This window comes from Macrococcus brunensis (assembly GCF_004359615.1).
Classification (GTDB): domain Bacteria; phylum Bacillota; class Bacilli; order Staphylococcales; family Staphylococcaceae; genus Macrococcus; species Macrococcus brunensis.
Genome location: NZ_SCWA01000006.1, coordinates 68,107 through 82,839, shown reverse-complemented (window position 1 = coordinate 82,839; position 14,733 = coordinate 68,107). Strand labels below are relative to the sequence as shown.

Genomic DNA, 14,733 nt, shown 5'->3' with positions numbered 1-14,733 from the left:
TGGCTTATGAAAGTAGTATTACAACGAGTGAGTCGTGCGTCTGTCAAGACTGACGAACATTTTGAGGCAATAGAACAAGGTTTTCTTCTCCTGATTGGAATAGGGGAGGAAACAGTTGAAGCTGATTTGACAGCAATGGCAAAAAAAATCAGTTCAGCCCGTCTTTTTGAAGATGAGGACGGTAAGATGAACCGTTCAATACAGGACGTCGAAGGCAGTATCCTGTCTATCTCGCAGTTCACGCTATATGCAGATGTCCGTAAAGGAAACCGGCCGAGTTTTACCAAGGCAAGAAAGCCGGCCGAAGCTAGCAAGATGTATGACCGGTTCAATGAACTGCTTCGCCACGAGAACTTGACAGTTAAAACTGGCATGTTTGGCGCGGATATGGCGATAGAGCTCATTAATGATGGTCCTGTTACGATTATCTACGAGAGCCAGGATGGCAAGATTCAATGAAACGCAACCGTTTAATTCTTTTGGCTGCGCTATTAGCAGGCATACTTATCGCCCTTCTGATTTTTTTGATGTTAACAGGCGGTTCAAGTAATCGCACATCGCTCAAAATGATTGAGGACGGCGAGCTGCGTACAGGTCCCCAGGCCTCATATCCCGTCGTGTTTGATGTAGAAAAAGGTGACAGACTTAAAATCATCAAGCATGAAGGCAAATGGTATTATGTGTCTGATAAGAAGAAGAAGGGCTGGATTGCCGGCTGGCATACAGATCTTAATATCTCGCCCGATAAAGTGGCGGCAGACGATCCATTTAAAAATAAAACGATTATTCTGGATCCTGGGCATGGGGGTTCTGACCAAGGTGCGAGCAGTAAAACAGGTACGCTTGAGAAAGAGGTAACACTTAAAACGGCACTGATGCTAAGAGATAAGCTGAAAAAAGAAGGTGCCAAAGTCATCATGACGAGGTCAACCGATGAATTCGTCAGTCTGGATGACCGCAAAGGGACAGGCGATATTTTTGTCAGCCTGCATAGCGACGCACTGGATGACAAAGCCCCGCACGGGCTGACGGTCTATTACAGTCATGAATCACAGAAGGTGCTTGCAGATACGCTGCATTTTTCCATCAAGAAAAAAGCTCTGCTGTCAGACCGCGGTGTCCGACAGGAGAACTTCCAGGTCATCGAACAGACGAAGATGCCGGCAGTACTCCTCGAACTGGGCTATATCAGCAATCCGACAGATGAAAAGATGATGAATGATCAAGTCTATCGTCAAATTGTCACGACATCGATTGTCGATGGGCTGCGCAATTACTTTATCTATTAACTTGACTTTAGTGCGGTGACGAAGTACTATGAATTTAACTGAAGATAAGACCGTATGAATCTATCAAGGTTTTTCCGTTTATTTCTAGAGACATCTATGCTGCTGAAATTAGATGATTAAACGACTGACTATGAACAATAGATGAGGTCGTTCTACGAAAGTAGAGCCGTCAGACAAACGATACTTGTCCTGAGAGTGGATACTTCGGTATCAATTAGGGTGGCAACACGGTCGATTCGTCCCTTATGCATAATGCATAAGGGGCTTTTTTATATTTTAAGGAGGATTATGATGATAAACATTCCTAGAGGCACACAGGATATTCTGCCTGAAGAAACACCGAAGTGGCAGTATATTGAACGTCAATTAATTGAAATTGCTAAAAGCTATAATTATAAAGAAATTCGTACGCCAATATTTGAATCTACTGATCTTTTTGCACGTGGAGTAGGTGATTCGACAGATATCGTTCAGAAAGAAATGTATACGTTCATGGATAAAGGTGACCGCAGTATGACACTTCGTCCAGAAGGCACAGCGGCAGTGGTCAGAAGCTATATAGAGAACAAGATGCACGGCAATGCTAATCAGCCGCTCAAACTTTTCTATAACGGGCCGATGTTCCGCTATGAACGCAAACAGAAAGGACGCTACCGTCAGTTCGTCCAGTTTGGTGTCGAAGTCATCGGTGCAGAGAATCCAGCTGTTGATGCAGAAGTGCTGCACATGCTCTACCATATTTATTCCTCATTCGGACTGAAGTCACTGAAGCTTGTCATCAATTCAATCGGTGATATGGAATCCCGTCAGGAATACAAGGAAGCGCTCGTTGAACATTTCACACCGCACATTGGTGACTTCTGTCAGGACTGTCAGAACCGTCTACATACGAATCCGATGCGCATACTGGACTGTAAAGTAGACTGCGAGCAGCCTGCTGTAAAGTCAGCGCCGAAGATCACGGATTACCTCAATGACTATTCAAAAGAGTATTACGAAGCTGTAAAAGGCCATCTGGACCGCCTCGGCATCCCTTATGTCGAAGATGCGAATTTAGTCCGCGGGCTTGACTACTATACGCATACCGCTTTTGAAATGATGAGTGAAGCTGAAGGCTTTGGTGCAATCACAACACTGTCTGGCGGCGGCCGCTACAACGGACTGCTCGAGATGCTGGACGGACCGAGCGAAACAGGTATCGGTTTTGCTTTAAGTATTGAGCGTCTGCTACTGGCCCTTGAAGCAGAAGGAATAGAGCTCGAGGTCGATGAGCAGCTGGATCTGTTTATCGTGACGATGCCGGAGACATTAAACGAAGCGGTCAAGCTGATTGCTGATTTACGCATGAGTGGTATCCGTGCAGATATGGATTATCTTGAGCGCAAGATGAAGGCCCAGATGAAGCAGGCTGACCGTCTGAACGCGAAATATACATTCGTGCTGGGTGGCAACGAGCTGGAATCAGGTATTGTTAAACTGAAAGAGATGTCATCTGGCGAAGTAACAGATGTTAAAATTGAGGAAATGGCCTCTTACTTGAAGGAGAGAAAATAATGGAGAAACGTACAACATACTGTGGACTTGTAACAGAGGAATATATTGGACAGGAAATTGTTTTAAAAGGATGGGTACAAAAACGCCGAGACCTCGGTGGACTTATTTTCATCGATTTACGGGATCGTGAAGGTATCGTACAGATTGTGTTCAATCCGGATTTCTCAAAAGAAGCCCTTGAAGTCGCTGAAACACTACGTTCAGAATATGTTGTAGAAGTACGTGGACAAGTGACGGCGCGCGATGCGGCGGTTATCAATCCGAAGATCAAGACCGGTAAAATTGAAGTACAGGTGGCTGAGATCAATATCATTAATAAAGCGGTGACACCACCGTTCCAGATTGAATCAGAAGTAGATGTTGCTGAAGACGTTCGTCTGAAGTATCGTTATCTTGACTTACGACGTGCACCACTTGCTGAAACATTCCGTATGCGTCATCAGATTACACGTGCGGTCAGAAATTATCTGGATGAATCAGGTTTCTATGAAGTTGAAACACCGGTCCTGACTAAATCGACGCCGGAAGGTGCTCGTGACTATCTGGTCCCTTCTCGTGTCCATGATGGTGAGTTCTATGCATTACCGCAGTCACCGCAGATTTTTAAGCAGCTCCTGATGATTGGTGGATTTGACAAATACTACCAAATCGTTAAGTGTTTCCGTGATGAAGATTTACGTGCTGACCGTCAGCCTGAGTTCACACAGATAGACGTGGAGATGAGTTTCGTCGATCAGGAAGATGTGATTGCGATGAACGAAGGCATGATGGCTCGTATCATGAAAGATGTGAAAGGAATCGACGTTCAGCTGCCTTTCCCGCGTATGACATACGAGGAAGCGATGCGTGATTATGGTATTGATAAACCAGATACACGTTTTGACATGAAGCTGAAGACATTGAATGACTTAGCGGGTCATATAGACTTTAAAGTCTTTAAAGAAGCTGTAGAGAATGGCGGAGCTGTTAAAGCGCTTGTCGTGAAAGAAGAAGCAGACAAGTACTCACGTAAAGATATCGATGCATTGCAGGACTTTGCTAAGATCTACGGTGCAAAAGGTCTTGCCTGGGTTAAAGTGACGGCTGAAGGACTGAACGGTCCAATCGCTAAATTCTTTGACGACAGCACAACTGCTGAACTGCTGGAAGCAACAGAGGCTGCGGCCGGTGATTTAGTGTTATTCGTCGCTGACAAACTGGATGTTGTCAATGCCGCGCTTGCGAACTTACGTAATAAGCTCGGTAAAGAGCTGGGTCTGATTGATGACAATCAGTTCAACTTCCTCTGGGTAACAGACTGGCCGCTGTTTGAATATGACGAAGAAGCAGGCCGCTATTTCGCAGCGCACCATCCGTTTACTGCACCGAAAAAAGAACATGTCGATATGCTGATGACAGATAAAGACAAAGTTCAGGCGAATGCCTATGACATCGTCTTAAACGGTTATGAGTTGGGTGGCGGTTCTATCCGTATCCATGACCAGGAAATGCAGGCAAAAATGTTCGAAGCACTCGGGTTCACAAAAGAAGAAGCAGAAGAACAGTTCGGCTTCCTGATGAATGCATTTAAATACGGTGCACCCCCACACGGCGGTATTGCACTTGGTCTTGACAGAATGGTCATGCTGCTTGCTGGTCGTACAAATCTGCGTGATGTCATCGCATTCCCGAAAACGGCTTCAGCGACATGCTTACTGACAGATGCACCGAGTCCTGTTGACAATGCACAGCTCGAAGAACTCAGTCTGAAATTAAATATTCAGGAAGATAAATAAGTTGCAATCCTGAATAAAAGTGCTATTATATAGTCATAAGATGAATATCTGAAGAGTTCGACATTAGTTTTTCTATTTTGACCTAACACTTTTGATTAGGGAGCCGGATAGGTTTTCATGCTGAGCACACGCCTCTACTGGAGGACGTGCAAGGTAAGAAACGAGGCACCCACCTGTTTATAGCAGGCCAAAATAATCAACTTAATAATGACGGCTCAGTTGGATATTATCGATTTACAGGACTTCGGTCCTGTATTTTTTTATGTATAAATATGAGTGATATGGTAGGATATAGAGACGAAAAACTATTGAAAGAGTGGGATAGCATGAAACATCAGTTTTCCAGAAATGAACTGGCCTATGGCACAGAAGGCCTTGATCTCTTAAAAAGTAAGACTGTTGCAATACTAGGTGTAGGCGGTGTCGGTTCTTTTGCCGCTGAAGCTCTCGCAAGAACCAACATCGGTCATATCATCCTGATTGATAAAGATGATGTGGATATTACGAACGTCAATCGACAGTTGCATGCCTTAACGACAACTGTCGGTCAGTCGAAAGTGACCTTAATGGAAGAACGAATCAAATTGATCAATCCGGACTGTCAAGTGACACCGATGCATATGTTCTATACTGAAGAGACATATGAAGAACTTTTCAGCTATGATATTGATTACATCGTTGACGCCTCTGATACGATTGTCTATAAGATTCATCTGATGAAAGAGTGTCTGAAACGCGGCATTAAAATCATCTCAAGTATGGGTGCCGCGAATAAAACCGATCCGACACGATTTAAGATTGCAGATATTTCTAAAACTCATACAGACCCAATGGCGAAAGTCATCCGTACACGTCTGAAGAAAGAACGCATCACTAAAGGCATTCCGGTTGTTTTTTCTGATGAAAGTCCGATTGTTATCCGTGAAGATGTGAAAAGTTATGTGGGTAATCCGGATGCAGCAAATCGTAAGGCGCAGATGCCACCTTCATCCAATGCATTTGTACCAAGTGTCGTCGGTCTGATCTGTGCAAGCTACGTGGTCAATGATATTTTGAAAGACATTCCAGTGACACGTGTTAAAGATAAAGGACAAAAATAAGCCTGAGGGCTTATTTTTTTTTACCTTAAAGTTTCCTTAAAGATGAATGAGAAAGGTTACCTCAGGCGAGTCATTCATGTAAAGTGGTAAAAAAAGGAGGTTATATTGTGGAAGAGCAGATAAGTCTTGAAGTATCGGGACTGAAGAAAACAATAGGTAATAAAACGCTGATAGAAGATGTCAGCTTCAAGGTCAGAACAGGGGAAGTATTTGGTTTCCTGGGACCGAACGGTGCAGGGAAGACGACGACCATCAGAATGATTGTTGGTTTAACAACACCAACTGCCGGCAGTATCAGGATTCTTGGCCATGATGTCCGGACAGCTCGCAGCGAGGCGATGCAGCATGTTGGGGCCATCGTAGAAAATCCTGAGCTTTATCCATTTTTGTCCGGCCTGGAAAACTTGAAGCAGTATGCCCGCATGCAGAAGCATATTGATCCGTCAGATATTGACCGTGTCATTAGACTGGTAGGACTGGAAGAGCGTATTACAGAAAAAGTGAAGAAGTACTCGCTTGGTATGCGTCAGCGTCTGGGGTTAGCTCAAGCGCTATTGCACCGCCCGTCCGTTCTTATCCTGGATGAACCGACAAATGGACTGGATCCGCAAGGGATACGTGAAATCAGAGATTATATCAGACAGCTGGCACGAGAAGAAAACCTTTCTGTTATTGTCTCAAGTCACCTTCTCGGCGAGATGGAAATGATGTGTGACCGTATCGGTATTATCCAGCATGGCAGAATGCTTAGTATAGAAGATGTGAATCAGGTGAAGACAGAGGAGGATATTCTGACTTACCGTCTGGATGTTCATCCGGCGCGTTTAGCTCATGAAATACTGAATGCGAAAGGTATCACCACTGAAGCTGGGGAAACACTGGTTATCCATGCTCGCAGAAAAGAGATGCCGATGATCATACAGGCACTCGTCACAAAACAGGTGGATATTTTTAGTGTGACAGCAGATAAGGAATCACTGGAAGAACGGTTCCTGAAACTGACAGGAGGACAGGACCATGTTTAATCTTGTAAAAAATGAATGGATCAAAAATATACTTCGCCCTGGCACTTATATCATGCTGGCGCTTATAATTCTCCTTTTTATTGCAAGTGCCGTCCTCTCTCACTTTACGACAACAGATTCGATGACGAAAAGCTACGGCAGTGACTGGAAGTCAGAGGTGCAGACTGATATCAAAGATTATAGTGTGAAGCTTGAAAAACTAGGTAAAAAGGATCCTGAGAAACTGAGCTTTGAAGAAATAATGGAGCAGGCGAATATGCAGCAGGAACTTGCACGCCTGCAGTTTTATTTAGATAAAAATGTCCAGCCACCTGCAGCTGCCAGCGTCTATAGTTCTTTGCTTGAAATATCACCTATCATTACTTTTATAGCATTAATGGTTGTTGTCATCACGGGTAGTCTGATGAGCCGTGAACATCAGCTCGGCACAATCAAGCTGTTAATGATCCGTCCAGCATCCAGATTGAAGATTTTCTTCTCCAAATATATCCTGGCCTTAATAACAGCTGTCCTTTTTACGGGCTTTACGTATATTGTGGCAGCAATATTTGCCTTTGCCACAAAAGTTCATAATCCAACTGGCAAACTGGCTCTTTTAAATAGCGCTGGTGAATATCGCATGATAGATTTCTGGCCGTTCTTCTGGAAAATAGTCGGCAATGATCTGATATTCGTTGTTATTTTTGCGACAATTGCATACGCGATGTCTGTCATCTGCCGTAATACGGCTGCTGCTCAAGGCATTACGCTTGGCCTTCTCTTCTTAAGCGGACTGGTGATTTCACTGCTTTCCAGTCGTACTGAGCTCGTTAAATATCTCTGGCCGGCTAACTGGTCATTGAACCAGTATTTGACGGGCACGTCTCCGGTAAAAGGCATGACTTACGCTTTTTCTTTCGGCTATAATGTGGTCGCAGTGGTGCTGTTAATCGGTCTTGCAGCCTACATCTTTAAAAAGCGGGATATTGCAAATTAAAAAAAGTGACGTTCGTCACTTTTTTTTCTGTCTTAAAATATTGTCGTAAATCTGTTTGAACTGCTGTTCAGATTTACTCGTATTTTTAGGCTGATAGTAAGTTTTATTTTTCAGATTATCAGGCAAGTACTGCTGTTGAACATAGCCGCCATCGTAGTTATGAGGATACAGATAGCCAATCGCATTGCCGAGGTCTTTTGCACCTTTATAATGGCCGTCTTTCAGATGCTTCGGAATATCGCCTGACTGTCCTTTTCGAACGTCTGAAAGTGCACTATCGATGGCCGTGATAGAAGAATTGGACTTCGGACTCAGACAGAGTTCGATAACGGCCTGAGAGAGGGGAATACGCGCTTCCGGAAAACCGAGCCGTTCTGCTGCTTCTATCGCTGTTAATGTTCTGGAGGCGGCCTGCGGAGAGGCGAGTCCGATATCTTCAAAACTGATGACGAGCAGTCGTCTCGCAATAGTCGGCAGGTCACCGCCTTCAATAAGCCGCGCGAGATAGTGAAGGGCTGCATCGACGTCGCTGCCTCGAATAGATTTCTGAAAAGCACTCATGACGTCATAATGGAAATCGCCGTCTTTATCGAAGTTGAAAGAAGACTTCTGCAGGCAGTCTTCAGCATCCTGACGCGTAATATGAATCGGTTTATCAGCAGAGAGAACAGCCAGCTCAAGCGCATTGAGACTGGACCTGACGTCACCGCCTGATGCCTGAACAAAATGGTCAACAGCTGCATCGTCTATCTTGATGTCTTTATTGCCGAAGCCATTTTCTTTATCGGTCAGTGCACGATTGATGGCCATCCTGATATCGTCTGGTGTTAATGGTTCCAGTTCAAATATCTGCGTCCGTGAGCGAATCGCCGGATTAATAGCATGATAAGGGTTGGAAGTCGTTGCACCGATTAAGATGATACGGCCGTTTTCCAGGTGAGGGAGGAGGAAATCCTGCTTGGCTTTATCAAGTCTGTGAATCTCATCCAGCAGTAAGATGACCTGCCCTGACATCTTCGCTTCTTCTGCAACTATCTGCATATCTTTCTTTGTGTCTGTGACCGCATTCAACTGACGGAATTTGACATCAGTTGAACCAGCTATTGCACGCGCGATACTGGTCTTACCGATACCAGGTGGTCCGTAAAGAATCATAGAAGAAAGTCTTCTGGCGTCAACCATTCTTCTGATGATACCTTTATCGCCGACCAGATGTTTCTGACCGATGACGTCATCGATGTTGTGCGGTCTCATTCTATAGGCTAATGGTTCCATATCGAGCCTCCTTTATATAAATATTACCTTATTTTCAGGTAAGATGTGTTAAAATTGATTGTGATGAGAAAAGGAGCAAAAATGCATGAAAATTTCTACAAAAGGTCGATACGGCCTGACATTGATAATCAGCCTGGCCAAGCGATATGGCGAAGGCGCAGTTTCATTAAAGACAATCGCAGAAGAAAATGATTTGAGTGATCTTTATCTGGAGCAGCTGGTCGGCCCGCTTAGAAATGCGGGGCTTATCCGCAGTATTCGGGGCGCAAAAGGAGGCTACCAGCTGATGAAAGCACCTTCTGAAATCACAGCAGGAGATGTCATCAGACTTTTAGAAGGTCCGATTACCCTTGTTGAGGCGCTGGAAGATGAACCACCTGCACAGCAGCAGTTGTGGATTAAGATTCGTGATGCGGTAAAAGACGTACTGGATAGTACGACACTTGAAGATTTAATGAATCATCGCGCTGATGAAGTGATTGATGGCTATATGTATTATATTTAAAAAAACGGCTCAAACTGAGCCGTTTTTATTATGAAGTAATTTCCTTGAGAATCTGGAAGCTGCGTTTCAGTTTGTCTGTGTCATAGATGTATGACACTGCGATGATTTCATCAACATGAAATTCATTCTGGAAGTCCTCGAGTTGCTGCTTTACTGTTTCTTTTGAACCAATGAGGCTTGTTGATGTGCGTGACAGCGCCATCAGTTTTTCCTGTGGACTCCAGATAGCATCGAGATTATCAGTCGGCGGCTGTAACGGCTGTTGAGAATTTCTGGTGATACCGAGGAACATCATATGCAGGCTTGAAGAAAGAAATTCTGCTTCCTCGTCTGTTTCAGCTGCAATAACATTCATGCCGACCATTACATAAGGCTCAGCCAGATATTCTGACGGTGTGAAGAGGTTGCGGTAAATGGCGATAGCTTCACGCATCTGCTGCGGGGCAAAATGTGAAGCAAATACGTAAGGAAGTCCCATACGTGCAGCAAGATGGGCAGAGTCTGTTGATGAACCGAGAATGAAAATCGGGACATTTGTATCAACGCCAGGATAAGCTTTCACATATCCTTGTGTCTGTTCAGGACCGAAATACTGAAGTAGAGCAGCAACATCATCCGGGAAAGTATGGACAGAATCATGCTGGCTGCGACGAAGTGCGCTTGCTGTCAGCATATCAGTACCAGGCGCACGACCGAGGCTGAGGTTTAAGCGGTTCGGGAACATCGTCTCCATTGTGCCGAACTGTTCAGCGACTACAAGAGGTGCGTGATTGGGCAGCATGATACCGCCTGCACCTACTTGAATAGATTTTGTATGATTGAGTACCTGATTGATTAAAATTGCAGTCGCAGAGCTTGCGAGGTATTGTGAGTTATGATGCTCAGCAATCCATAAACGGTTATAACCGATATCTTCGACATACTGCGCCAGGTCAACAACATTTTCAATCGCTTGCTTAGCATCTTCACCTGCTCTAATAGGTGCGAGGTTAAGAACTGAAACGGGGATATTGATAGAAGTCATAATTTATACCTTCTTTCTGGGAAATGGTAAGACAAGTTTAGCACTTAGAGGGTTGTAGACGTTATAGATATGCTTATGGGTTACTGTGGGCGAGCTGTCGCGCTTAATGAACGTGCGGTTTGGCGCGAGAACAGAATCTCGCGCATATTGAAATCAGATTTAGCGCGAGAACAGCCTCACACGCCTGATGAATTTTCATTCAGCGCGAGACCCGCCTTCAATCCTTCATTTCCCTGATCAGTTCATTAATGTGCAGCAATTGAAACTCTGTACGATGGATTCTACGTAAAATCTCAGCTTCGACCATCTGACTGATACATGTCTGCATTGTGCGCAAGCTGATCAAGCCACCGGTAAATATCATTATGTCTTTTATCTGAAAAGACTCTCTATCATATAACAGGCAGTAAAAAACTAAATGCGCCTTGACCGCTTCTAGCGTACAGACGGAACACTGACACTTCGTACACAAAACAGTTTTCCTTGTCCTTTTCACATCTAGGGAAAAACACTTCAGACAATGAAGACCAGGCGCTAGTCCTGCAGCGTCCAGTTCTATTTTGTCAAAAGGAGACACCAAAATCCTGTCTCTCTCAATCATCTCTCTTAATTCTAAATTTGCTCTAAACGGATTCTCACGCATATAGCGCACCAGTTTACCGGGCGTCATAAACGGGTCATCCTGCTTAAGTCCAAATACATGACTTTCTGAATTTGTCCAGACGATAAATCCCCAGACAGGCACTCTGAACCCGCGTTGCCTCAAGTACTTTTCCATCAGCCCGCGAGCACGCTCGAGCTGATAAAATGGATTTGAAGCTTTCTGACCATCATTAAAATACCAGCTATTCTCGCGAATCACATAATCCTTTGAATGATGTTTCACCTCCAGAACAGTCACTCTCCCTTCAGCAATAACCACGAAATCCAGCTGAATAATCGATCCGTCAATCTCTAAAGTCACGTCCTCTAGCACCATCTTTTCATCGACCAGCTCTCTCACCATCTTTTCGCCTGACACACCTTTACGTTCTCTTTCAAGTGATTTTACATCTATCCCAGCACGTCTATGCAAAAGCTCCATGATTAAATGTTTTCTTTTCAAAAAAACACCTCCATTAAATAATCGTTATCAATCCACGAAATTATTTATTAATTTTTGTAAAGTTTCATAATGTGGTAATTTCGTTCAATCGGTGCTAATATAGAGTATTGAAAAAAAGGAGGTCTTCTGAGATGGAAGTTTATGCGGATTATTCAGCGACAACGCCTGTAGCACCTGAAGTGAGTGCAGCGATGATGGAGGTGTACGAGAACACGTACGGCAATCCGTCATCCATTCATAAGACAGGTCGGGCAGCGCGTCACATCGTTGACAGTGCACGACGCGACATTGCAGGATTTCTGAACGCGAACCCGAAGGAAATCATGTTCACAAGCGGCGCAACAGAATCGAATAACACTGCGATTAAAGGCGCTGCCTATAAACGTCAGCATCTCGGCAGACACCTGATTACGACACAGATTGAACACCATTCTGTTCTCCATGTCTTCGAATATCTCGAAAAAAAGGGATTCGAAGTAACTTATCTGCCTGTGAACGAATACGGTGAAATAAGTCTCGAGACATTCAAACAGTCACTGAGACCTGATACGATTCTTGTCTCCGTCATGTTCGGCAATAACGAAGTAGGTGCTATCCAGCAGATTGATGACATCGCTATACTTTTAAAAGACCATCAGGCACTCTTCCATACTGATGCAGTTCAGACAGCGGGGCACCTGCCACTTGATGTCAAAGAACTAGGCGTCGACCTTCTCAGTCTGACCGCTCATAAATTCTACGGCCCTAAAGGCATCGGCCTTCTGTATGTTAAGCAAGGTACGGAACTTGAATACCAGCAGCTCGGCGGCTCACAGGAGACGAAGCGCCGTGCAGGGACGGAGAATGTACCGATGATTAAAGGGATGGCGACAGCACTCGCACTCGCAACTGAAGAAATGGATGCACGGAACATCAGACTCATGCAGCTGAAGGAATATTTCCTGAACGCGCTGCAGGAACGCAGTATTCCATTTGAAATGAACGGTAACAAAAACATGCAGCTGCCGCATATCACTAATCTGTACTTTCCATTCAGTGACGTTGAAATCATGCTGACACTCCTTGATATGGCAGGCGTCTATGTATCCAGCGGTTCTGCTTGTACAGCAGGCTCGATTGAACCCTCACATGTACTGACCGCTATGTTTAGTGAAGATAAACGGACGAAACAGTCCATCCGTTTCAGTTTCAGCTATACGATGAATGAAGAAGAAATCGATTATATCGCTGACCAGCTCCTGAAAATATACGAAATGAATAAAGAAAGAAGCGAATATTAATGTCAAATGAAAACACAAAAGTCGTCGTCGGTATGTCCGGCGGGGTCGACAGCTCCGTAACTGCGTTGCTATTGAAACAGCAGGGCTACGACGTTATCGGTATTTTTATGAAGAACTGGGATGACACGGACGAAAATGGTGTCTGCACCGCAACAGAGGACTATGAAGATGTTATCGCAGTGTGCAACCAGATCGGAATCCCGTACTACGCCGTCAACTTCGAAAAAGAATACTGGGATAAAGTCTTCACTTATTTCCTGGATGAATATAAGAAAGGCCGTACACCTAATCCGGACGTCATGTGCAACAAGGAAATTAAGTTCAAAGCTTTCCTGGATCATGCATTGAAGCTCGGTGCAGATTATGTGGCGACAGGTCATTATGCTCAAATTCGACGTCATGATGACGGCCATGTGGAAATGCTGCGTGGCAATGACACGAACAAAGATCAGACTTATTTCCTGAATCAGTTATCACAGGATCAGCTGAAACACGTTATGTTCCCGCTCGGTCATCTGGAGAAGCCGGAAGTACGCCGTATTGCTGAAGAAAACAATCTGGCGACAGCGAAGAAAAAAGATTCAACAGGCATCTGTTTTATCGGTGAACGTAATTTTAAGAATTTCCTCAGTCAGTATCTGCCTGCACAAAGCGGCCGTATGTTGACGTTAAGCGGTGAACCAATGGGTGAACACGCGGGACTGATGTACTATACAATCGGTCAGAGACACGGTCTTGGTATCGGTGGCGACGGGGACCCGTGGTTTGTAGCAGGTAAAAATCTGGAAGAAAATGTGCTTTATGTTGAACAGGGATTTCATCACGATTCTCTGTACAGCGACTATCTGATCGCTTCTGATTTCAGCTTCGTCAATGAAGTGAATTTTAATACACCACTTGAATGTACTGCGAAATTCAGATACCGTCAGAAAGACACAAAAGTCACCGTTGAAAAAATTTCTGAGACACAGCTGAAAGTTACGTTTGCAGAACCCGTACGTGCGATTACGCCTGGCCAGGCAGTTGTCTTCTATCAAAATGAAGTCTGCCTCGGTGGCGCAACAATCGATGAGGTCTATAAAACTTCAGGACAGCTCACATATGTCGTATAAAGAAGACGCAAGTCTTCTTTTTTTGGTATAATGGCAGGAAAATGGAGGGTATTATGAACGACGAATTATTAGTAGAATTTATAAAAAATAAACAGTACGATAAAGCGCTGGAACTGCTCTTTAAGGCGATAGAAGAAGAACCGGCAGAAGCGAATCATTATATCAATGCAGGTACGATTCTAGCAGATGCAAACAAACTGGAAGAAGCGGAGCGCTTTTTCCAGAAGGCGCTGACGGTGGACGAGACGCATGGCGGTGCATACTATGGTCTCGCTAATATCTACTTTAACCATGAACGTTATCAGGAAGCGGCGACACTGTACCAGAAAGCAGTGACTAATGGTCTGGAAGATGCCGATACGTTCTATATGCTCGGCATGTCATTTGTCAATCTGGGTGACTTTAAGACAGCGATGCCTTATTTGATGCGCAGCTATGAGATGAATGCGGGTGATACTGAAGTCGGATTTCAGTACGGTCTCGTCCTTTGTCAGCTCGAAATGTTCAGTGAGGCGGTGACTGTTCTGAATGAAGTTCTGGTTAAGGAACCTCATCACACAGATGCACGTTACAACTTGGCACTCGCCCAGTATATGCAGAATGAAGATGTCGACCAGGCACTGGAAAGTTTCCGTCAGATAATTGAACTGCAGCCAGATCATCTTTTAGCGGGTCATGCCATTAAGATGTTTGAGCAATTGAAGGAGGAATAA

The 14,733-nt window shown here is 44.5% G+C and carries 14 protein-coding genes and 1 other RNA gene; 12 read left to right on the top strand and 3 right to left on the bottom strand.

All coding sequences use genetic code 11. From position 1 onward, the window contains the following. Positions 1-6: 6 nt before the first annotated feature. From dtd to ERX27_RS04665, 8 genes are all read left to right on the top strand, one after another. Positions 7-459 (top strand): D-aminoacyl-tRNA deacylase, encoded by a 453-nt coding sequence (gene dtd, locus ERX27_RS04700; RefSeq protein WP_133431677.1) that lies wholly within the window; start codon positions 7-9, stop codon positions 457-459. Further along, positions 456-1,289, top strand: coding sequence for an N-acetylmuramoyl-L-alanine amidase family protein (locus ERX27_RS04695; protein WP_133431676.1), 834 nt, complete (start codon positions 456-458; stop codon positions 1,287-1,289). The genes dtd and ERX27_RS04695 overlap by 4 nt, the downstream gene beginning before the upstream one ends. Positions 1,290-1,580: 291 nt before the next feature. Then, positions 1,581-2,843: a histidine--tRNA ligase gene (gene hisS, locus ERX27_RS04690; RefSeq protein ID WP_133431675.1), complete on the top strand. Its 1,263-nt coding sequence runs from the start codon at positions 1,581-1,583 to the stop codon at positions 2,841-2,843. Further along, on the top strand, positions 2,843-4,618 hold the full coding sequence (gene aspS, locus ERX27_RS04685) for an aspartate--tRNA ligase (protein ID WP_133431674.1): 1,776 nt from the start codon (positions 2,843-2,845) through the stop codon (positions 4,616-4,618). The genes hisS and aspS overlap by 1 nt, the downstream gene beginning before the upstream one ends. 42 nt (positions 4,619-4,660) lie before the next feature. Next, a non-coding RNA gene (ssrS, locus tag ERX27_RS04680) (6S RNA) lies at positions 4,661-4,848 on the top strand. Positions 4,849-4,944: 96 nt separating this feature from the next. Then, positions 4,945-5,718 (top strand): tRNA threonylcarbamoyladenosine dehydratase, encoded by a 774-nt coding sequence (locus tag ERX27_RS04675; RefSeq protein WP_133431673.1) that lies wholly within the window; start codon positions 4,945-4,947, stop codon positions 5,716-5,718. Between the two features lie 107 nt (positions 5,719-5,825). Next, positions 5,826-6,743 (top strand): ABC transporter ATP-binding protein, encoded by a 918-nt coding sequence (locus ERX27_RS04670; RefSeq protein ID WP_133431672.1) that lies wholly within the window; start codon positions 5,826-5,828, stop codon positions 6,741-6,743. Beyond that, complete coding sequence (locus tag ERX27_RS04665; RefSeq protein WP_133431671.1) at positions 6,736-7,719, top strand: ABC transporter permease; 984 nt, start codon at positions 6,736-6,738, stop codon at positions 7,717-7,719. The genes ERX27_RS04670 and ERX27_RS04665 overlap by 8 nt, the downstream gene beginning before the upstream one ends. A gap of 15 nt (positions 7,720-7,734) precedes the next feature. On the opposite strand, the gene ERX27_RS04660 is transcribed toward ERX27_RS04665, so the two are convergent. Beyond that, on the bottom strand, positions 7,735-8,994 hold the full coding sequence (locus ERX27_RS04660; RefSeq protein WP_133431670.1) for a replication-associated recombination protein A: 1,260 nt from the start codon (positions 8,992-8,994) through the stop codon (positions 7,735-7,737). 85 nt (positions 8,995-9,079) lie between these two features. Here ERX27_RS04660 and cymR point away from each other — a divergent pair, with 85 nt between their 5' ends. Then, entirely contained in the window at positions 9,080-9,499 is a 420-nt protein-coding gene (gene cymR / locus ERX27_RS04655) for a cysteine metabolism transcriptional regulator CymR (RefSeq protein ID WP_133431669.1), read from the top strand. Between the two features lie 28 nt (positions 9,500-9,527). Here cymR and ERX27_RS04650 read toward each other — a convergent pair whose 3' ends face one another. Both ERX27_RS04650 and ERX27_RS04645 read right to left on the bottom strand, forming a co-directional pair. Beyond that, positions 9,528-10,523: an LLM class flavin-dependent oxidoreductase gene (locus ERX27_RS04650; RefSeq protein ID WP_133431668.1), complete on the bottom strand. Its 996-nt coding sequence runs from the start codon at positions 10,521-10,523 to the stop codon at positions 9,528-9,530. A gap of 217 nt (positions 10,524-10,740) precedes the next feature. Continuing rightward, positions 10,741-11,628, bottom strand: a complete 888-nt coding sequence (locus ERX27_RS04645; protein WP_133431667.1) for a nuclease-related domain-containing protein — start codon at positions 11,626-11,628, stop codon at positions 10,741-10,743. A gap of 131 nt (positions 11,629-11,759) precedes the next feature. Here ERX27_RS04645 and ERX27_RS04640 point away from each other — a divergent pair, with 131 nt between their 5' ends. The 3 genes from ERX27_RS04640 to ERX27_RS04630 are packed head-to-tail and all read left to right on the top strand — an operon-like array spanning position 11,760 to position 14,733. Continuing rightward, positions 11,760-12,908 carry a cysteine desulfurase family protein gene (locus tag ERX27_RS04640; RefSeq protein WP_133431666.1) on the top strand — a complete coding sequence of 383 codons (1,149 nt, stop codon included), beginning with the start codon at positions 11,760-11,762 and terminating at the stop codon, positions 12,906-12,908. Next, positions 12,908-14,020: a tRNA 2-thiouridine(34) synthase MnmA gene (mnmA, locus tag ERX27_RS04635; protein ID WP_133431665.1), complete on the top strand. Its 1,113-nt coding sequence runs from the start codon at positions 12,908-12,910 to the stop codon at positions 14,018-14,020. The genes ERX27_RS04640 and mnmA overlap by 1 nt, the downstream gene beginning before the upstream one ends. 50 nt (positions 14,021-14,070) lie before the next feature. Beyond that, a complete protein-coding gene (locus ERX27_RS04630) occupies positions 14,071-14,733 on the top strand; it encodes a tetratricopeptide repeat protein (protein WP_133431706.1) in 663 nt (220 codons plus the stop codon).

Excerpts from the sequence above, each read along its gene's own strand:
- ERX27_RS04640 (WP_133431666.1), top strand. The coding sequence starts at position 11,760 with ATGGAAGTTTATGCGGATTATTCAGCGACAACGCCTGTAGCACCTGAA.
- mnmA (WP_133431665.1), top strand. The coding sequence starts at position 12,908 with ATGTCAAATGAAAACACAAAAGTCGTCGTCGGTATGTCCGGCGGGGTC.
- ERX27_RS04650 (WP_133431668.1), bottom strand. The coding sequence starts at position 10,523 with ATGACTTCTATCAATATCCCCGTTTCAGTTCTTAACCTCGCACCTATT.
- ERX27_RS04695 (WP_133431676.1), top strand. The coding sequence starts at position 456 with ATGAAACGCAACCGTTTAATTCTTTTGGCTGCGCTATTAGCAGGCATA.
- aspS (WP_133431674.1), top strand. The coding sequence starts at position 2,843 with ATGGAGAAACGTACAACATACTGTGGACTTGTAACAGAGGAATATATT.
- ERX27_RS04675 (WP_133431673.1), top strand. The coding sequence starts at position 4,945 with ATGAAACATCAGTTTTCCAGAAATGAACTGGCCTATGGCACAGAAGGC.
- ERX27_RS04665 (WP_133431671.1), top strand. The coding sequence starts at position 6,736 with ATGTTTAATCTTGTAAAAAATGAATGGATCAAAAATATACTTCGCCCT.
- ERX27_RS04660 (WP_133431670.1), bottom strand. The coding sequence starts at position 8,994 with ATGGAACCATTAGCCTATAGAATGAGACCGCACAACATCGATGACGTC.
- dtd (WP_133431677.1), top strand. The coding sequence starts at position 7 with ATGAAAGTAGTATTACAACGAGTGAGTCGTGCGTCTGTCAAGACTGAC.
- hisS (WP_133431675.1), top strand. The coding sequence starts at position 1,581 with ATGATAAACATTCCTAGAGGCACACAGGATATTCTGCCTGAAGAAACA.
- cymR (WP_133431669.1), top strand. The coding sequence starts at position 9,080 with ATGAAAATTTCTACAAAAGGTCGATACGGCCTGACATTGATAATCAGC.